Origin of the sequence: Acinetobacter gerneri DSM 14967 = CIP 107464 = MTCC 9824, from assembly GCF_000368565.1 — a bacterium.
Lineage (GTDB): Bacteria > Pseudomonadota > Gammaproteobacteria > Pseudomonadales > Moraxellaceae > Acinetobacter > Acinetobacter gerneri.
In genome coordinates, this window is record NZ_KB849542.1 from 567,194 (window position 1) to 585,474 (window position 18,281).

Sequence of the window (18,281 nt, forward strand, 5' to 3'; positions counted from 1 at the left end):
AAATATTTTCATATCATTTCTGAGTGCATTTCCAACTCAAGACTAGGTATAGCTCAATTCCATCAATAGCAATCCATATTGATCATGATATTCAAACATCATTTTAAATATATTTTTTAAATGGCTTCGAGCTAAACCATAATTAATTAAGACAGTTTTAGTCATTTATAGAAATATATCGTACATTTTTACTGATCCGATGAACTTTCAATTGTGGATATTGATTTTGCAAAAGGCTCAGCGTTTGATCCAAATCTTGTCGTGCATTAATCACGCCATTTACTTTAAATTGACTCAAAGCCTGTTTGTTGAAGAACAGATAACCCTGATGATAGCGACTTAAAAGTGTCAATAAATCTGATAAAGCCAAATCTTCAGCCAAAATTTGCTGTCGATCCCATGCCATTTCAGTTGCAGAAATATTTAATGTAGCAATTTGCCCTAAGCCTGTTAGATCCGCATTTAGCTTTTGCCCTTGCTTTACGACACGGCTTTGGTGAGCTTGATTTAAAGATGTTGCAAGAACTTTTGAATCTAACATGCTTAAGCTGCTGCTTTCGTGATATTCATTGACGATAAAACGTGTCCCCAATGCTTTAAAATCAGCTTGCTCAGTATGTACAATAAGGGGGCGATTTTTGTCTTTGGCGACTTCAATATATAGATCGCCCTGTACGAGGTCGATCTCTCGTTTATCTTGAGTAAAATCTAATTTAATTGCTGATTTTGCACCGAGTGTTATTTTCGATCCATCGTCCAAAACAAAACTTTGCATTTCACCTGTTTTAGTTTTGAGATCAGCAGCATAGTAGGCAAATGGAATCGTGCTATAACTCAAATAACCGACAGCCCCTACACATAGCGCAAATACAAAGGTTTTAGCCAACATCTTTTGGATGTATTTTTCGCCTTGTCGACTGAGCTGGACTGAATTTTGAATATTCTGACTAGAAATACCATGCGTTGTGGAAAGATGATGCATCTGTTCAGAAAAGCGCTGCATTTCCTCCATCTGTTCATGGTATTGCGGATATTTTTGACGCCATTCTTTGAATTGTGCTTCTGCTTCACGGCGCGCATCAGGATCATCGCTATTTAAACGGATTGCCCATAACGCTAATTCTTTTCTTAATTGTTCAGTGTTCATTCACACCAGACTCACTGAGATTATTTTTTGCATCAAAACAGAGTTGTAGACACTCTGCCAAATACAATTGAGTTGTTCTCAAAGATTTACCAATCGCTGCTGCGATTTCACTTTGAGTATGCCCTTCAAAATAATACATAAGAAAAGCCTGACGTGCATGTACTGATGTGTCCTGTAATGCAACCGTCAAAAAATCCAATATCAAGACGGCTTCTTCAATTTGATTTGAAGACAGTGATAATTCTCTATCTTCTATTTCGAGTTTTAAAGATTCTAAATAATTTTTTTCGAGCACATAACGGCGTTGCTTATCAATCAGTAAATGTTTTGCAACATGAATGAGATAAGCACGCGGCTCTTGAATAGAAAATATTTGTTTGGTTTGCAACAACTTAACAAAGGTGTCTTGAACGATATCGGCAGCATTAAATGGATATCTGATTCGCAATCTCAGCCAGTGTTGTAACCAATCATGATGATCTAAATACATTTCTTGTATTAATTGTTGCTTTAAATCAGTTGAGGGAGATGAAGAAGCATTCATAATAAAAGTTAAAATATATAAACAATAATAATTATCATTTACATTCTTGTATTTGTAAATATCTGTACGAAGTTTTTTAGACGAATTATGAAGCTAAAACCAGCCGAAGTATTTTTAAAATTCATCTTTCCGATTGAAAAATATGAAAATATTCAATAATTACAGCTAAATATATCAAAGCATTTATTTTAAACACTGCACCATTTACGAAATAGGGAAATTGAGAAAAATAAAAAACCAATTGGAAAATATGTGAATAGTATTTAGCGGCCTAACGACCATCCGCCAGCACATTTTATAATACGCAATGAAGCGGCTAAATCAGCTGATGCGTTATTCAACGATAAAATAAAATTCTTCTCATGCAATAATCCTGTCAAAAACGTCATTTGCTTAGTATCATCAAATGCCACTAAGCAATGGAGAATGCCAATCCCAAATTGGCATTTCACACTCAATCTATTTACGATCCATTTCCCTGATCGATCAAAAGATCATTTATAAAAATCAAACTTAGAAAAATAGCTTGTGGGCTTCAACAAACCCACATCAACGATCTTAAAGCGAAGTCATTAGGTCAATTTATCGAGCAAAAACTCATCTTCCGAATCAAAAAAGCGCTCAGTTTTGGTATCAATCACTTCAATTGAACCCTCACTCAACGCAAATTTATGTTTGTCCGATACGCCCATCAGTTCGATTTTGCGTTTGTCTGGGTCTATAAATCTAAACCGCCCCATAAACACCACGGGCTTAGTATCCGCATTGTTATCTGTTCGCTCAAATACAAAGCTTTGATCTGCATTAATTTTCAGATCAATCCCAATACCTTCACATCCTTCACAACGTGTCACACAGTTGGCACATGGTGTAACCGCAGTATAGTGCCCCACCCATGCTTGCATTTTTGGATCACTTACTACTTTAATTTTTGCGCTCGATTTTTCATTTTTAGATACATCATTCGATTCTGAACAACCGAAACTCACGCTTGCCAAAATAAATGATGTCAATAATGTCTTTTTCATCTCTTCATACCTATTTTGATCAATATTTAAAGGTCATTGCCAATTCGACGCTACGTGGCGCACCGATAAAGATTTGCGTTGGGGAATAGCCTGAATATTCACCATAATATTCATTGCTTAAATTTCTACCCCACAAGGTAAAGGTCATATTTTTAAGTTCATAAGAAATAGAAGCATCTAAAGTCGTATGCCCTTTTACATAATATGTATTTGCCGTGTCGGTATAAAAACCATCCACATATTTTGCATATGCCGTCAACGATACGGGTACAGCATTAAATTTGTAATTGATGGATGCATTGGCAACTTTTTTCGGTACATTTACAGGACGATTACCTGTACGGTCGCCACCCGGTTCGAGTAGATCATGATATTTTGCATCGACCCAAGCCAAACCTAGATCCGCACGCAACTGAGAAGTCAATTGAGTCGATGCTGTCAGTTCAGCACCTCGCGAAGTCTGTGAGCCACCCTGAACGGTCAATGATGTATTTTGCGGATCACGCGTCAAAATATCGTTTAATTCAATCCAATAAATCGAACCAATCACATCTGTTTTGCCATCAAAAAGACTGGCTTTAAAACCTGTTTCAGCCGACTTCCCTTCAGACAATTTAAAATCTGCTCTAGAAGAAGAAATGAGGAGTAATGAAGATACTGGTGTTATCGCTGTGCTGTATTGCCCATAAACTTGAACATCTGGTGTGATGTTATAAATACTTCCAACACGCCATGAAACAGGGTTGAAAGTTGGATTGAATTTGCTCTGTGTTTGTGCATATAAATCAATCACATTACGTTCAGCATCGATATGATCAAACCTCACCCCACCAACCAATAACCAGTCAGGTGTAAGATTGAATGCATCTTCTGCAAATATAGATGTAGTCGCGAGTTTCGATTTATAGATAGAGTTACCACCTGCACTATCCCAAATAGAGGAACTGGTAGACGGCATCTGACCGACTTGTCCTTGCGGCGAAAATGGATCAATAGAACCAAAACTTGCAAATTGTCTTAGACTGGTTAAATCCGTATGGTTATATTCAGCGCCAAGGCTAAATCTATTGCGATATTTGCCAAATAAATTCGAATCATTACTCAAACTTATGATGCGCGACGAGATAATTTAGCCAAAATATTGAGATAAATAGCAAGTTATCCCGTTGCACACAATGAAATAGCTTTTCAAATTATGCACTAGCTACACGAGCAAAACCATCACTTCCTTTTGTACCTTCAACATCTGAATCGAAACCACCTTTTTTACCACCTGCACCGCCTTTACCAACTACAAGAGTGATTGTCTGATTAGAAGTACTTCGATTCTTATATTCAGCAACGAGAACAGCCCCAGAGCCACCACCTGCACCTAAGCCATCGCCATTATCAGTGTAAACACCTTTATTCCCTTTACCACCTGCACCGAATGAACCTATAGAACTTACTGAAGCACCGCCACTGACATTATCAATAGTAGCCCCGCCAACATTCCCTTCAGTGATAGTTTTAGACTGAAATACCCCGATGATTTCAACTGTACCGCCTGCACCAGCTTCACCATCGGTAAAAGTACCATCATCCTTCCAAATACCTTGTTTACCGCCAGTACCGCCATGAATGATTGCGATAGCATCACCATTCACTTTAAGTTGGATATCAGTACCGTTCTGACCACTTGATAAAGCATAAGTACTACCATCATCTTTACAAGAAGCGCCGCCGCCGCCGCCAGCAGCCATAAGCGTAAAAATTTTAGACTCGTTTGGCTGAAGAATGAATGTATATGAACCTACAGCGTAATCGCCATCAGAGCTGACGCTATTAGGATTTTTATGTTGAACAACTTGAAAGCTCACTTGTCCTTCGTAACCGATACGGTTTTGGCCAGAGCGATTGAAAACAAAAGGCGTAATAGTTGTTTCTGTGCGATTGAAATAACAAGCTTCATTTGCACCTTCTGGTGTCATATATATACCGATATTACGATCTGTTAGATTATAAATACTGGGTGCAATAATGTTTTTACCACCTGAAGCCCAACCATCTGAACTACTAAGCATTGTAACATTGCCACCATTTTCGCCACCAGAATATAAAAAGACCCCTGACGCTATGATACGAGGATAAGTTACATAGTTAAGTAAAGCCGTAATTTGAGCTTGTAGCTCATCACGTGCTTTTTTACTTAAAGTAGCCTCAGCTATAAAACGTTCTTCAATTGCTATTTCTAAAGCTTGCACATAGGAATAAGTTGCAAGCAATTCATATAATTGATCTTTCTTTGTGGGATCAATTTTTATGTTGTTTTTTTCAATAAGATTGCAGATTTCTTCCTGAATCATATTAAGCCAATCGGGTGTTAAATACGTTGCATCTTGACCAGCTAAATCAGCATTATCATGAAAACCACTTTTGCCAGTTCCAAACATGTTTGGACGTGCATTAATACTATCAATACGTTTCATTTCAATTCCTTAATTTATATCGTAGCGAATGTACGCTGGTAAATAGTTTTGAATAATGCAGCTGATATCTGCATTCACAGGTTTTTTAATTACCAATTTGACTTTGTAGCGCAGCTGCTCTGTATTCACAGCTGAAGTGCATGACGCTATGCATTGCAGTGGCTTATATTTAACTAGATCAACAAGTTCAACACCGAAAAGCTTTAAAAGCTGCTCTAAGTAGTTCCGATTTAGAACATTTGTCGTGGTTTTAACCCAATCAATGATCTGAAGACGTTCTTCAATTGTTTTTGTACTATTTATAGAGCAATGTAACGGTAAACCAATCGACTCTTCATATTCATCAAGTAATTCTTCTGGTACAGATTCAATAAACTGAAGCAAACGTCGACCATCTATGTCAGCCTCTGCTAGCACTTTCGCATGGGCATAAATATCAAGAGAAATCACAGTACCATTGGCAGTATCGTAGCCACCTACAGGCAAGAGTTGACGAAGTACTGAAGCGTATAGTTCTATCAGCTGCTCTAAAGTCATAACTTAGTGACCTCCAGTGTGCCGATCCGCAGCCAACCAGTAACCAAATTCGTATTTGTTGGGGCAACATTTGTATTGGGTGTAATCGTTACATCGGTTACAGCTAAAGATTTAATACGACTCACCATCGTTGAATCGATATAACTTTCAGCTGGAATAAGTGCACCAACATAGTCTTTTACTGTCTGCTCAACTTCAGTAGCACTCGCTGTACCAGAATAAGAAATTTTAAGGTTTAAATATTCCTTTATCGCTGCATAAGCACGTACATCCGCCCAAAAACCAGCATAAGCATCTAAAGCGTCTTGAACTGCGGAAAGTAGTGCTGAACTCGGTGAATTTGGCGGATTTCCAGCTACTGTGATTGCGACATCTAAAGAACCAAGTCCACGACGTTTGGGGTAAATAAAGACATCTGCAACACCTGCAACGTCCTTAACAATACGTTCTAAATCAGCCTCACGGTCACGCTCAGTACCGAGTTTTTCTTTTTCTTGCATGCGCTCACGCCATGCTTCGACTTCTTCTTCGTCCGATCCGCCATTTATTTCTACAACAGTAGTCTGACCTGATAATCCAGCTGCTGGACTAACCCAAAGCAAAGATGAACCGTCAAAGTTCCAGCTAGAGCCAACCTGACTAGCTGTGATATCAATGGTTTTAGGGCGATTAGCCTTTAAATATTCATCATAGACAGTAATCCAGTAGTGACTTTTACCATCTGTAAGTTTAGAACCAGCAACGATTTTTAAATCAATATTCGATGTTGCCGTAACACTTCCAGCAGCTTTAGAACCACCAAACCGAGGAGTTTTTAGGCGTTCAGCATGTAAATAGAGAAATGGCTCATCAGCAGTAGCGACAAAAAGCTGTTTCTGTATATAGTCTTGTTGATGATACAAGCCTTCGACCACTGAAGCTGCACCATCTGCACGAATACCAGCATCCGAGTCATTAGAAATCGTCAGCCCTGTTTTATTGCGGATTTCTTGCGTGATATCTTCGCGAATTTCAGCAAATTTTTTAGTTTGAAATGCCATGTTAGCCACCTACTGGAACAAAATACAAGACTGTTTGCTTTTCGCCTGTAAACCTTGTTACTTCTATGTTTAGGTCAATACGGCTTTTAATAGACTGAGTTGCAGTGACTAGAATTGATTGAAAGCGATCTGGTACAAGATCACTCAAAGCTTCTTCAGCAAACTGTTTTACTGTTTGAATCGTCCGAGGTACATCTTTTGAGCGTCGTAAGGTATAGAAACGGCTACCCAAGTTTGAATTTGCCCAGTACTTTCGACGATAGATATTTAAACGCTGGCAGATGATCTGTTCATCATCATTATTGGAAAATGCGGCATCAAGACTGATCAGCACATAATCTTTTGATTCTAAATTGATTACTCCCATTTCGTTTACTCCATTTGTAGCGAAGGTGGCGGGCTATTGCCGTGTGTATGAGGGTTATGTGCATCACGCATTTTTTGCATTGAGCCTTTCTGATCTGAAACATCTCTGGTCGCTTGGACTTTGCCATTTACAAATAAATCGCCCTCAATATGCGTTCCATCCTCTTTAAGCCAAACTGAGTGCCCAAACTGGTCATAGATACAAACTTCACCTTCAGCGACATTGATAATCACATCACCACCAGTGGTCGCAACAACGATTGACCGCGATGTTTTACCTTGTAATGGCACAATCACAACTTTAGAATTTTCAGGAACATAAGAGCTAAATCCGACTTGCTGAATAAGTTCAACCTCTTGCAGTACTTCATCTGCAACACCCGTGAGCTGTAGTTTTTCAGAACCACCACGAGCGACTAAGCCAAGAAATATTTGTCTAATTTGACCCAAGCCTTTTTGAACTTGTCGTGCGACTGCTCCCATCATTTGGATTTCTCCTTATGAATAAGCGGATTAGCCCAATCGCCTTGACGCTTTAAAAGTAATTTTGTGGTTTTGCCATTTTTGCGATCAAGATTTAATGTGCGCCCGATGACTGCCCATTTTGCTGATGCATTGGTCAAAGCATTCGATTCAAGATCAACGTACCAACCGCATGCCCAAATTTTGCCATCAACAGTCCAGTCTTGAACTGTTGCCATCAATGTATGAGATTCAAAGTTATTGTCTTTCTTGATTTTTTCTAGAGCAGCATCTGCTTCAGCTTGTGTTTCAACATCACCTAATGACAAGATTTTTAAACGATTAAATCCATACTGCGTCTGTGCAGTACCTTCTGAGAGAATATGATTTGCTTCGCCATCCTGACTTAATATTTTGAACTGACTGAAGACACGAGAAACGTCATTTTCATACTCAAGTGATAGCACATTGTTAGTAGGATCATTTGGCTTATTTAGACGCAGTTTAGTTTGTACGTAGTACGGATTTTTAAACGGATCTCCGATATTGAGCGTGCCATCAGGATCAAGCCAAACATGTTGTCCTGTGATCTGAGCAGCTTTTTCGATTGCATCCCAAAGCGACTCACTCGGCTCTACTGATACTTTATTTTTTAGCCAAGAGTTATCTTGAATCCTAACATTATGAAAAATAGAGCCTAAATCACCATTAAGCACATATTTTCCAATAAGTTCTTCTAAAGTGACTTGTCGCCCATTAAAAATCGGAACAGAACAATCAATCAATTGACCAGCCATATCACGCCCTGAGATTTGCAAACCATATCCTGAACGGCTGACAGCCTCAGATACTTTATCTGCAATAGAGGTCAGAATTAATTCATCACCGTAAAAAATTTTAACTTCTGCACCACCTTTAATTTCAGAAGATAATAGCTGCCCATCTTGTTGGAACAGTGTCAAATTCCAGCTTTCAGCAGGCGTGTCAATCTGATTATCTATCTCAGCATATTCCCAGCTTGAGCATTCTAAGTTGCCGATAGTTAAACGAATTACTGTATTTTGATTATCGTGCATAGACGGTTAGCTCCATGCCGATTTGTAGTAAAGATGGATTCATCAAGTCAGGATTGAGTCGTAATATTTCATCGGATCGACTCATATCTTCATATAAATAGTGTGCAAGCCAATGTACAGTGCAGTTCACAGGGACTTTTGCTGTGGTAATTGGTGGGCGTGTTTCAATGAGTTCTTGTATTTGTAGATGGATCTGGTCAGCCAGTTCTTTATAGATTTGAATCTGTGAAACGGACTCAAACGTATTTGAAATACGCTCTATATCAATGGCTTGTTGTAAAACTTTACGTGTGTTTTGGCGTACAACAGCCAAATCAACAGGGGTAAAACTGATGATTTCATCACTTGCCATTTCAGCACGAACCGTTGCTATGACTTGCTGAGCTACTGCAATATGCGCTGCGACTTGTGTAGAACGCCAAGCTTGAGTGATTTCAGTTGAATCAGTATCTTGAAAGACCTTTTCAAAACGTTGCACTCGATTGGTAATATCGCGCCATTTTGAAATAGCAGTGATATTTGTATCAAATGTGACCAACTTTGTTACATCGTCAACAAGTCCTACTATATAAGTTGCAGGGGATAAAACATCTTCAATGCTTTGTTTTGCAAGACCTAAATACGAACGTGCTTGATCGAGGCTGTTGCGGATTGTTGTGACTGTTGCAAATAACTTGTTACTGTCCTGAAGTTTGAGTTTTTCTAAAAATGCGCCAAGCTTAGATGCTGGAGCATCAATGATTGTTGCAGTTGAGATTGATGTTTGTGTTTTAACAGGGATAAAGAGTTGTTTTTTATCTTGTTTATTTCGTAAAAACTTAATGTTAAGTGTGCAGAAATCTACATTTTCAGCGTCAAAATTATCGCTAAATGACACAACAAAAACTTGCATCACACCGTAAATTGGATGAATTAATTCTCCCGATCCAGTAACTTTGAGTGCAGTAATCAAAGCATCAAGATAGGTTTTATAGTCTTCACCCGTAAATACGGCCGTCAGTGAAATATCATCTGGATCATTACCCATGTCTTCGACTGAAGCGTCATCTGAGTACGGTGCTTGTTTTACAGAAAGTGCCTTCGCATAAGAAGTACTTGCAGCTGTACATTCAAACTGTACACCGCGAAATGACGCATCTTGTAGATCTGTAGCCCAGCCCATAATAAAAAACCTCATATGAATGAGGCTATTTTGTATATATTAGACTTTTTATATTAGGCGGAAAGGCTTCCACCCAATTTAGCGTTTTTGAAGATAAAAAGGGACGTTCGGTGCACCTGTGCGTTTTTCTTCTGTTTCTGCATGTTGAGAAATCATTGATAAAAGGCTACCTGAAGGAAACGGTAAAGGTTTATTTTGGCTTGTAACACTAATTAATTCACTTAACTTCCCACTGAGCTCTTGGCTTAGCTCATTTTGCTTTTGTTGCTCAGAGATTAATTGTTCAGTTTTTTCAGCTTGTTGTTCCGCGCCAGATTGTTTCGCTTTTTCTTTATCAATATACTGTTGTAAAAAGTCAGGGCGATTACCATCACCACCGAACATCCGATCTACAACACCATAAAAATAATCATCAATAGGTTTTAGAACCTCTCCAAATCCATAAGCTGCACCTGCTAATCCTAAAGCTGCTCCAGATCCTGTTGCTGCTTTTGCTGCTGTTCCTGTAGCCGCACCAGCTACCACTGTTCCCGCTGTTGAACCACCTGTAAGCACTTTACCCAATACAACGCCACCAGCTGTATTCGCCAATACTGTTAAAGCACCAGTAGCTGCTAAAGTTGCTGCTGTTAATCCCTCATGACTACGCATCAAATCGACCAAAGTACCTTCAAACTTGCCAAGTTTGTCACTCACTGAATCATAAATTTTGATTTGTGCAAGAATTTTTTCTTGTTCTAAAGCATCTGCTTTTGAAGATGGTAAAAGATCGTATTTATAATCTGCATTTTTTTCGACTGAACCTTCCCCATTCCATGATTTATTATCTATTACCTGATAACTTCCATCTTTCATGCCTGTAACAATTGAAGAAATCCCAGAAAGTGACTGCTTATTATGGAATATATCTCCAAATTTACCAGCAATCACCAATTCAATAGCTTGTTTAATTCTATCTGCCTGTTCGACATTTTTATTTTGAATAGCTACAACTAAGTCATTGTTTAGTTTGTTGTATTCCTTATTTTTAGATAGTTCTCGATTCATCAAATTTGAAATTGCATCTGCTGTTTCTACACCTTTTAATTTGTTGTTAACTAAATATTGAGTTAAGTCAAAAACTTGTGCTCCTTTTTTACCAGTTTTTGTAGGATCACCGATCTCAACTGTAATATTTTTTGCAATTGCATCTTTAAAATGTTTTTGATTTACAAGACCATATAAATCTTCAATATTTGTTTTTGCCTCTCCAGCAGTTCCTGTATATTTCCGCGCCAACTGTAAATGTGTAGTGACTGTATTTAAACCTTTTTCACCACTATAACCAGCTTTTGTAGCAGATGCTAGAACCTCAGGTAAGTATTGCGCCATATCTTTTAGCTCAAAACCACCAGCAAAACCTGAAGACATCATACGATCAAGTGCAGCTTGTGTACGATTCGGTGCAACACCAAATTGTTTGGTCTGCTGTGCAAGTCTTGCCATATCGACTTCAGAAGCACCTGATGCGAATGCTGATTTTGCAATTGCAATAAGAGGGTCTTTTAAATCAGATGTCTTTTCATAATTACCTGAAGCAGCTAAAATCCCAGCCGCCTCAGAAACACCTTCTAATGTTCCATGTCCTTTGCGCACTGCATTTTTTGCATAATTCATTAACTCTATATTTGTCGCTTTTGCTTGCTCTTTTGACATACCGCTAAAACCATTTGTAATTGATGCAGTTGCATCAAAAACGGATTTTTCAAAATTCCGTCCACGTTCAAGCGGATTTGCAGTGACCATTTTTGCAGTCATATAGCCAGCAGTTAAACCACCAGCAATCGCAGGTACTTTCTGCCAAAGCGATGATGTTTGTTTTACATTTTCTTGTGTCCGTTTACTTGATTGCTCAACTCGCTTCATCCAGTCTGCTTGCTGTTTGATCTGAGTTGTTTGATTTCTTAGAACATTTTCAATTAAACGATTTGTTTTTAAAAGTTGATCACCAGCACGAGCAGTGTTCTGCGTCGCTTGCGCACCAGCACGTGCTGTATTAACAAATCGAGCTTGAGCTGAGCCGATCTGAGTCCACTGTTGATTGATTTTCGTTGTTGCATTAACTTGCTGATCAGAGATTTTTTTAAGTTCTTGACCAGCATTGCCTTTGATTTGCAACGTCATCGAAACAACAGTGTTTTTACTCATGATTTACTTTTTCCCATGTAAACGTACAGTTGATATATAGGTTTTAGTTTCTGTATTAGAACGCTGTGGCTGTTGTGGTATAGAAGATTTAGCTGGAGCTGTTTGTTCTTCTATATTTTTTTCTATTCGTTGTAATGTTTGCCGCTCATCATTGAGAAATGCTATAGCAATATGTAGAGGCATATTTAATGCCTCTACATAAGGAATACCTATAGCCATCAATGCCTTAATTAAACGTACACGTTCGATTAAGCCGCGGCTTTGACCTTTGCTTCGAGTTCTGCTTTGGCTTCATTTAAACGGATTAAATTAAAGTGTGGACCATCTGCAATATGATCATAATCAAGTTCATACTCAGTACCAGCATCATCAACAACTTTAGTCATGGCGACGACATCAAGGATTGATACATATTGACCTGCTTTTGTATTTGCTTGAGCTTTCACATATTCAACTGCTGTCATCGATGACATGATGAATGATCCACACTTAATTTCAGTACCACCATTTAAAATCATGATAGCGACTGGTAGATCATCGTTGATACTAATTTTTTCCATTTTATTTAATTCCTACAAATCAAAGTGTTTCATCTAAATAATCTAAGCAGAACATTTCTAAATCACGCAATGTTTCACCATTCATGTCATATGATGCGCTGACAGATTCAACATGACAGTCAATGAATGTTTCACGATAGTTACCACTCGGTGATTCAATAGAAATACGCCCATCTTTAACATCAAGCCATTTCACTGTGTCTTTACCGTCGGGCACAACAACTGATGCGGTTAATTTAAAAGTACGGATACCCATTGCAACATATTTAATGCGTTGCTTACGGTTCATTGTTGGAACAGGTTTAGTTCCTGTGGTTGTAGATGATGTGAACTTTGCACAATCATAGTCATCACCGTTTACGCTCATGACGATTGAGCCAACAACTTCTTCAGACATTTTTAAAGCTCATGGTTTTAATGTTGACTTATTTTTACTTATTGATTTGTTGAGTATTAGGCGGAAATACTTCCGTTAAGATAATAAAAAAGGCTGCTATAGCAGCCTTGATTTTGTAATGATAGGTTTAATACACATATAGCGTATTTGCCAACACATGCATACCGCGAACCCAGTAAGCAGGGATCGTAGAATTTGCCCGTGTTTTATCTTGCGTATCTTGCACAACAGTCAACTGATCTGCTGTATCACGGACATTTTCCAAAATTTCAGCATTTTCAAGTTTGATTGCTTCAGCAAGTAAGATACTGCGTACATTACGACGTGCAGCTGCTGTATTTTTACGACGACGTTCACGTGAAGTCGCGATCCGCATGACTTTACGTACATAGTCAATCGTCAAAGCACCATTAATGTCTAGCATCAAATCATCCGCTTCGTCAGTTTCGGGATTCATACGATAGGTAGAAACAGCACGGACAATTTCAGGTTTCCCATCAGCACCAGTGGTGATCATACATACGCCTTTATTCAATGCACGTTCGATACGATCAAAAATCAGTTTATGTTCATCTGCAACAGCAGTAACACCATCAAGATTTACACCATTAAATGGTAAAGCTGGGTCGTTTGAGTCTGCTAATATGCTAGCCATAGCTCCTGCAATCTCGGCTTCTTGACCTGTAGCTCCGTGATAACAAGCAGCTACGACACGATAGCTAGTTTTAACAGGTGCTTGATCTGCAAAAGCTTCAGCGGCTTCAATGTCGGTAAATGGTACGATCAAAATCGCTGGGCGTTGTTCGATTGCGCCAGATACAAAGTCTAAATGTTCGATCCACGCTTTTGTGTCATCACCAGCTGCTGGTGCTGCTGATACGGCAATGATGGTGTGACCGAGAGGGGCGATGTTGTCAAGTGTTGATTTAAGAGTCATATTATTTTCCTAAATTTTAATGTTTGATGGAAGACAATCAACTAAATAGCTCTTAACATCAGTCAAGTCAGAATCAGACAAAACTCGCTTAAAAATCATTGCTGCTGCGATTTTCTTTTCAGTTGTTTTATCAGTTTCGCCTCCATATGCTGAAGAACCTATTGAAAATGATTTGCTGTTGAGTTTAGGCGTACCCGTATGCGTAAAACTCACAGATTCATTCGTTGATAAATTTGTTAATGTAACTTTCGCTTGACTGTGACGAATTACAATTAAGTTTGCCCCATCTTGTAAATGCAATGTATTTGTATATGCAAATTTTTCGTCAATATACGGTGTGAAAACACGTATTTCTGAAGTGTTAGCTGGCACTTCAAGTGCTCGACTTGATGCACTAGTTTCAATCCAGCTCGACAAAATCATTGAAATTGTTGTTGATGTGAATTTTTTTAAAACAATAATCTCTGTTAAATCATAGCTATCATCAATCGTGTCTGTTAATAGCGTTGCTGTCATAGCTCCTTTCGAGACTAAATAACCGTCACTATCATTTGCAATAGAACCAATTTTTGTCGCATTTTTTTGATTTTCAGCCCAATTTTGAGCAATATCATTAACTCCGTATATATTGCAATAAACAAGACCTGTCGTGTCAAAACTCGGAGAAAATCCGTTAGATTGATTGAAAACTGTGTTGTTGCTAATAATTTGAATACCCATGTTTTTTTACTCCGAAGCTACGATTTTTTGAGCGAAAGCCCAGTTTTGGTTGGGATAAGGTTTATTGACTAGACTTGCGATATTTTCACTTGCAGCCATACCTGAATTTTCTAAATAAATGTACTTTTCAGTTGAAACAAAAGGATCACTATCGCAAAGACAACCAGCGCCATAAAGATTTGATTTTCTTGCATAATAGACAGTGAGAGAACCGACCACTTTTCTTGTAAATTTAATTTCAATTAACGTATCAGCAATGATTTCAACTGAAGAAATTACAAGAGATCCATTCTCGTCTTCAGCTACAAATCCCTGATTCGGTATTGCAAGCTGTTCAGTTGAAGTGAAAGGAGTTTTGAATTGCAGCGGTGGATACGGTACGTGATAACTTAGTAAAGCTTTATCGTCTTTAATTTGCATGTTAATGCAGTGAAGTGGTTGCCAGCCTTCTCCGAGCACTAAAACTCTGAACATAACTTTTGCAATCACACAATCAAGCCAGCGCGCGCCATTTGACGTTAAATGACCGCCTTTATCCGCAACAAAGTATTCTGGACATACACCATAAATGTTTAAATTTTCTTTACTTAATTCTAGTTGGGCGCTCGCAACTTCATGTGTTTCATTGCCATACGCTCCACCCACTTGCGTAATAAAAAAAGACGGAGCATCTTGATTTGCACAAAAATCAGTTGTGAAATCACTAAACAGTTTTAATACTTTTGACTTGTAATCTGTTTTAGACATGCCGTTTGCACTATCAAATTGTCCATGCTCTAAAATTAGTGCTGGAATCGTATAGCTTAGAGATTGTGCTTCAGCAATTGCGCGAACTTGATTGATTGCTTGAGTTAAGCGATTGTATCTATTAGCAGAATTGCCTTTTGAGAGCTGATCAATTGTTTGTCCGCTTGATGCACAATTTGACAAAACAAACTTACGCGTTTGATCACGAGAAAGAGAAAAGTATTTCAAAAACAGTTGCTTCAATGAGTTGATGCACGCAACTGCACCTTCGCCTTCGTTTTGCGCATGATATTCAAGTGCTGCAATTTCTGCATCAGTTAAAATACCATTGCCTCCAGCAGCTTGAACTACAGCTTTAAGCGGATTTAAATTTGAATTATTTAGCGGGGTGAACTTATCATCGTAAGCGCCGCGTGGTTTTGAGCTATCGCCAAGCATCAAATTATCAAGATTTTCATAAGCTGTTTTTGATAATGCTGGGAATGTTTCAGCATTTGATGCAAGAGATTGTCCATACCACAAAAAATGGTTCAAATTTGCTGTAGTTCTTTGAATTTGTGAATTAAAATTAGATCGTACTTTTTCTGAATACGAAAGATTCAGTGCATTGCGTTCTGATTTTAAAATCTCATATTCATAATCTGTTGTGTTTGCCTGATTCTGTAAATATCCATATTTATCAATAATTACAATTGTTCGCCCGTATTTATCTTTTGCTCCTAAAATAAAATCTTCTGAGCTTTCAATTGATTCATTATTAAAGATTAATCCGCTTTTTGCACTTAACTGAGCATTTTCATCAATTACTGTGACAGTTCGACCAACCCTATCGACTACTTCTAGAACCGCTCCTGATTTTGATATTAAAGATAATTCAGCAGTACTAATCGTATCTTTTGAAATTGAAAACAGTCTTGATGCTAGAGAGCCGTCTAGCTTTAGATCCATTTCAGTGAAGCCGAATTTATTTAAGACGCGAAGTGTATATTCATCATTACTAGATGATTTTAAGTACTTCAAATCTTCTGTTTTTTGATCAACATAAATACTTGACTCATCAATTGCTTCTGACTTTGCTTTGCTTGCAAGTTTAATTGCTTCATCAAGTGTGTCATAACCTGCAACATACTCTGTCCCAGTCCAGATATAAGTTCCTCGTAAATTCGGATCTGGATCATTATTGCGTACAGAAACATTTGCTTGAGCAGGCTTATATGCAATCATCTCAGCATAAGTTGGAAAAGACTTATCAGCACCGTTTGAAATTGCAATCACAGCATAAGTAACGCCTTGTACTTCACTTTTAAGTTCATTGACAGTAACTGTTGAAGCAAAATCTTCGGTATTCTTTAAAGCAGCAGAACCGAGATTGTTTGTCACAAGATTAACAACCTGTGCTGCTTCAACTTGTTTTGTTACACCTTCTTGCACTATCGGCAACACATCTTTCTTTTCAACGCTTTTAGCACGAGCAAGATATCCAATCGGTGTACCTGATACTTCCAGAGTCATTGATCCCTCACTTATTGTTCAAGTACTTCACCAGATTCAGTTTTTAAAGCTGATTTGGTCTCTGTTAAAAGTGCTTTCATTGTTTTTGCTGGTACATCAAGTGCTATAGCTTGAGCATCTACAAAACGATTACTTTTTACCGCTGCTGCGATCATGCGACCAGCTTCTGATTTAGCACCAAAAACTTTATCTGCATTGGCTTGGTCATAGACATCGACAGGTTTAAATTGAGCTGATAGCACGTCTAAAGTTATAAATAAAACTTTATGCGTATTGAGTGGCAAACCCATACGTGGGGTATTTGTGTTGATATCAAAATATGAACCTGGTGTTTTTAAACCTTGAGGAATATTTGACATTGAATTAATCCTTGTTTAACTCGACCAGATCTGACGCTTTAACTTCAAGCTGGTCTACGTTGTAATCTATATTGATACGATCTAAATAATCATCAGTTTCAGTTTCGGAACGGTCACGATCCGAAGCGGTTATCGTGTATTGGGTTGTAAACTCTTGAGCAAAAACACTGATAGACGAAGCTTGAGTCTTTTTATTAAAAACAGTTTCAGTACGACCAAGTTCTAAGGGCTGCAAGCCTTTTACCCCAACAGTTGAAAGATCATTGCCAATCAAAAGCTCTTGCACAAAACTCAACATATCGTATGTGCCAATATTTGCATCTGTACCATGTCGACGAGTTTCTTCATTACGAAGAGAACGTGCTCCAACAATGACAACAAATGTTAGTGGATACTCTGTCTTGTTATTGCTGATCTTTTTTGGTTTACCTGAGTTTTGAAATACAACCCAAATTGCAGGGAATGACTTAACAAAAACTTGAGTTTCATCATCAAATTCAGCACCATAGCTTTTAACTTCTCGAAGCCATGTCCATTTTTTTGAAGTAATCTGTAGTTGAAGTAAATCTAAAATACCTTGCTCAACTGTACTGATCCGAAGATTCACCATCCTGACCCTCCGAAGTCCCGACGACCACGTGCAAATACAACGGTGTTCGCTGTTTGTACAGGTGCAGATTCTCCAGCAGGCGAACCGCCTAAAGTGAGTTCACCTTTTGAAATTTTGTGCAAGGTTTTGATCGACGTTTCATATCGAGCTTTGATCGGATCGTTTTCCGTCAGATCACCTGTAACGGCATAGTAACGCGCCAAATTACAAGCGATATTGACTAAGAAAGGTGGAATGACTTGCAACGGTAGTGAATAACGAGATCCAACATATGCATCAACTTCACTATTTGCCTCGTTCATTGCTGAATTAAGCCGAGTCATGTTAATTGCATATTGATATGGTTCTTCAATATCAGTGAGCTGAATAAGTTCTTGCTCACCGAACTTGTTTTTCATTGCATCTACCGTTGCATAAGTCAT

The 18,281-nt window shown here is 38.3% G+C and carries 21 protein-coding genes; all 21 read right to left on the bottom strand.

The genetic code is table 11. The features are described from left to right. Positions 1–157: 157 nt before the first annotated feature. The 21 genes from F960_RS08115 to F960_RS08215 all read right to left on the bottom strand — a co-directional run bounded on the left by F960_RS08115 (position 158) and on the right by F960_RS08215 (position 18,281). Positions 158–1,147 (bottom strand): FecR family protein, encoded by a 990-nt coding sequence (locus F960_RS08115; RefSeq protein ID WP_004861939.1) that lies wholly within the window; start codon positions 1,145–1,147, stop codon positions 158–160. Continuing rightward, positions 1,137–1,691 (bottom strand): sigma-70 family RNA polymerase sigma factor, encoded by a 555-nt coding sequence (locus tag F960_RS08120; RefSeq protein ID WP_004861940.1) that lies wholly within the window; start codon positions 1,689–1,691, stop codon positions 1,137–1,139. The genes F960_RS08115 and F960_RS08120 overlap by 11 nt, the downstream gene beginning before the upstream one ends. A 572-nt stretch (positions 1,692–2,263) precedes the next feature. After that, positions 2,264–2,719, bottom strand: coding sequence for a copper resistance protein NlpE N-terminal domain-containing protein (locus F960_RS08125; protein WP_004861943.1), 456 nt, complete (start codon positions 2,717–2,719; stop codon positions 2,264–2,266). A gap of 19 nt (positions 2,720–2,738) precedes the next feature. Next, a complete protein-coding gene (locus F960_RS08130; protein ID WP_004861945.1) occupies positions 2,739–3,824 on the bottom strand; it encodes a TonB-dependent receptor in 1,086 nt (361 codons plus the stop codon). 88 nt (positions 3,825–3,912) lie between these two features. After that, positions 3,913–5,187, bottom strand: coding sequence for a hypothetical protein (locus F960_RS08135; protein ID WP_004861947.1), 1,275 nt, complete (start codon positions 5,185–5,187; stop codon positions 3,913–3,915). Positions 5,188–5,196: 9 nt separating this feature from the next. Beyond that, a complete protein-coding gene (locus F960_RS08140) occupies positions 5,197–5,724 on the bottom strand; it encodes a putative phage tail protein (RefSeq protein WP_004861950.1) in 528 nt (175 codons plus the stop codon). Further along, positions 5,721–6,764, bottom strand: a complete 1,044-nt coding sequence (locus F960_RS08145; protein ID WP_004861953.1) for a baseplate J/gp47 family protein — start codon at positions 6,762–6,764, stop codon at positions 5,721–5,723. Before F960_RS08145 ends, F960_RS08140 begins: the two co-directional genes overlap by 4 nt. 1 nt (position 6,765) lies before the next feature. Continuing rightward, the gene (locus tag F960_RS08150) at positions 6,766–7,131 is read right to left on the bottom strand and encodes a phage GP46 family protein (RefSeq protein ID WP_004861955.1); all 366 of its coding nucleotides are present in this window, start codon (positions 7,129–7,131) and stop codon (positions 6,766–6,768) included. A 5-nt stretch (positions 7,132–7,136) separates the two neighbouring features. Continuing rightward, positions 7,137–7,616, bottom strand: coding sequence for a phage baseplate assembly protein domain-containing protein (locus F960_RS08155; protein ID WP_004861958.1), 480 nt, complete (start codon positions 7,614–7,616; stop codon positions 7,137–7,139). After that, positions 7,613–8,668, bottom strand: a complete 1,056-nt coding sequence (locus F960_RS08160) for a phage baseplate assembly protein (RefSeq protein ID WP_004861961.1) — start codon at positions 8,666–8,668, stop codon at positions 7,613–7,615. The genes F960_RS08155 and F960_RS08160 overlap by 4 nt, the downstream gene beginning before the upstream one ends. Further along, complete coding sequence (locus F960_RS08165; protein ID WP_004861963.1) at positions 8,658–9,830, bottom strand: DNA circularization N-terminal domain-containing protein; 1,173 nt, start codon at positions 9,828–9,830, stop codon at positions 8,658–8,660. Before F960_RS08165 ends, F960_RS08160 begins: the two co-directional genes overlap by 11 nt. Before the next feature lie 78 nt (positions 9,831–9,908). Then, complete coding sequence (locus F960_RS08170) at positions 9,909–12,017, bottom strand: phage tail tape measure protein (RefSeq protein WP_004861967.1); 2,109 nt, start codon at positions 12,015–12,017, stop codon at positions 9,909–9,911. Positions 12,018–12,020: 3 nt separating this feature from the next. Further along, on the bottom strand, positions 12,021–12,236 hold the full coding sequence (locus tag F960_RS08175) for a hypothetical protein (RefSeq protein ID WP_004861973.1): 216 nt from the start codon (positions 12,234–12,236) through the stop codon (positions 12,021–12,023). 29 nt (positions 12,237–12,265) lie between these two features. Further along, positions 12,266–12,577, bottom strand: a complete 312-nt coding sequence (locus tag F960_RS08180; protein ID WP_004861974.1) for a hypothetical protein — start codon at positions 12,575–12,577, stop codon at positions 12,266–12,268. A 19-nt stretch (positions 12,578–12,596) separates the two neighbouring features. Beyond that, positions 12,597–12,974: a hypothetical protein gene (locus F960_RS08185; protein WP_004861977.1), complete on the bottom strand. Its 378-nt coding sequence runs from the start codon at positions 12,972–12,974 to the stop codon at positions 12,597–12,599. Between the two features lie 127 nt (positions 12,975–13,101). Further along, on the bottom strand, positions 13,102–13,911 hold the full coding sequence (locus F960_RS08190) for a phage tail sheath C-terminal domain-containing protein (RefSeq protein WP_004861978.1): 810 nt from the start codon (positions 13,909–13,911) through the stop codon (positions 13,102–13,104). Positions 13,912–13,920: 9 nt separating this feature from the next. Beyond that, positions 13,921–14,631: a hypothetical protein gene (locus tag F960_RS08195; RefSeq protein ID WP_004861981.1), complete on the bottom strand. Its 711-nt coding sequence runs from the start codon at positions 14,629–14,631 to the stop codon at positions 13,921–13,923. A gap of 6 nt (positions 14,632–14,637) precedes the next feature. Beyond that, the gene (locus F960_RS21490; protein ID WP_004861982.1) at positions 14,638–16,890 is read right to left on the bottom strand and encodes a sialate O-acetylesterase; all 2,253 of its coding nucleotides are present in this window, start codon (positions 16,888–16,890) and stop codon (positions 14,638–14,640) included. Between the two features lie 11 nt (positions 16,891–16,901). Next, a complete protein-coding gene (locus tag F960_RS08205; RefSeq protein ID WP_004861986.1) occupies positions 16,902–17,249 on the bottom strand; it encodes a hypothetical protein in 348 nt (115 codons plus the stop codon). A gap of 4 nt (positions 17,250–17,253) precedes the next feature. After that, the gene (locus F960_RS08210; protein WP_004861987.1) at positions 17,254–17,859 is read right to left on the bottom strand and encodes a phage protein Gp37; all 606 of its coding nucleotides are present in this window, start codon (positions 17,857–17,859) and stop codon (positions 17,254–17,256) included. Then, on the bottom strand, positions 17,853–18,281 hold the full coding sequence (locus F960_RS08215; RefSeq protein ID WP_004861988.1) for a gp436 family protein: 429 nt from the start codon (positions 18,279–18,281) through the stop codon (positions 17,853–17,855). Before F960_RS08215 ends, F960_RS08210 begins: the two co-directional genes overlap by 7 nt.

Excerpts from the sequence above, each read along its gene's own strand:
- F960_RS08115 (WP_004861939.1), bottom strand. The coding sequence starts at position 1,147 with ATGAACACTGAACAATTAAGAAAAGAATTAGCGTTATGGGCAATCCGT.
- F960_RS08120 (WP_004861940.1), bottom strand. The coding sequence starts at position 1,691 with ATGAATGCTTCTTCATCTCCCTCAACTGATTTAAAGCAACAATTAATA.
- F960_RS08125 (WP_004861943.1), bottom strand. The coding sequence starts at position 2,719 with ATGAAAAAGACATTATTGACATCATTTATTTTGGCAAGCGTGAGTTTC.
- F960_RS08135 (WP_004861947.1), bottom strand. The coding sequence starts at position 5,187 with ATGAAACGTATTGATAGTATTAATGCACGTCCAAACATGTTTGGAACT.
- F960_RS08140 (WP_004861950.1), bottom strand. The coding sequence starts at position 5,724 with ATGACTTTAGAGCAGCTGATAGAACTATACGCTTCAGTACTTCGTCAA.
- F960_RS08145 (WP_004861953.1), bottom strand. The coding sequence starts at position 6,764 with ATGGCATTTCAAACTAAAAAATTTGCTGAAATTCGCGAAGATATCACG.
- F960_RS08150 (WP_004861955.1), bottom strand. The coding sequence starts at position 7,131 with ATGGGAGTAATCAATTTAGAATCAAAAGATTATGTGCTGATCAGTCTT.
- F960_RS08155 (WP_004861958.1), bottom strand. The coding sequence starts at position 7,616 with ATGATGGGAGCAGTCGCACGACAAGTTCAAAAAGGCTTGGGTCAAATT.
- F960_RS08160 (WP_004861961.1), bottom strand. The coding sequence starts at position 8,668 with ATGCACGATAATCAAAATACAGTAATTCGTTTAACTATCGGCAACTTA.
- F960_RS08165 (WP_004861963.1), bottom strand. The coding sequence starts at position 9,830 with ATGGGCTGGGCTACAGATCTACAAGATGCGTCATTTCGCGGTGTACAG.
- F960_RS08170 (WP_004861967.1), bottom strand. The coding sequence starts at position 12,017 with ATGAGTAAAAACACTGTTGTTTCGATGACGTTGCAAATCAAAGGCAAT.
- F960_RS08175 (WP_004861973.1), bottom strand. The coding sequence starts at position 12,236 with ATGGCTATAGGTATTCCTTATGTAGAGGCATTAAATATGCCTCTACAT.
- F960_RS08180 (WP_004861974.1), bottom strand. The coding sequence starts at position 12,577 with ATGGAAAAAATTAGTATCAACGATGATCTACCAGTCGCTATCATGATT.
- F960_RS08185 (WP_004861977.1), bottom strand. The coding sequence starts at position 12,974 with ATGTCTGAAGAAGTTGTTGGCTCAATCGTCATGAGCGTAAACGGTGAT.
- F960_RS08190 (WP_004861978.1), bottom strand. The coding sequence starts at position 13,911 with ATGACTCTTAAATCAACACTTGACAACATCGCCCCTCTCGGTCACACC.
- F960_RS08195 (WP_004861981.1), bottom strand. The coding sequence starts at position 14,631 with ATGGGTATTCAAATTATTAGCAACAACACAGTTTTCAATCAATCTAAC.
- F960_RS21490 (WP_004861982.1), bottom strand. The coding sequence starts at position 16,890 with ATGACTCTGGAAGTATCAGGTACACCGATTGGATATCTTGCTCGTGCT.
- F960_RS08205 (WP_004861986.1), bottom strand. The coding sequence starts at position 17,249 with ATGTCAAATATTCCTCAAGGTTTAAAAACACCAGGTTCATATTTTGAT.
- F960_RS08210 (WP_004861987.1), bottom strand. The coding sequence starts at position 17,859 with ATGGTGAATCTTCGGATCAGTACAGTTGAGCAAGGTATTTTAGATTTA.
- F960_RS08215 (WP_004861988.1), bottom strand. The coding sequence starts at position 18,281 with ATGACTTATGCAACGGTAGATGCAATGAAAAACAAGTTCGGTGAGCAA.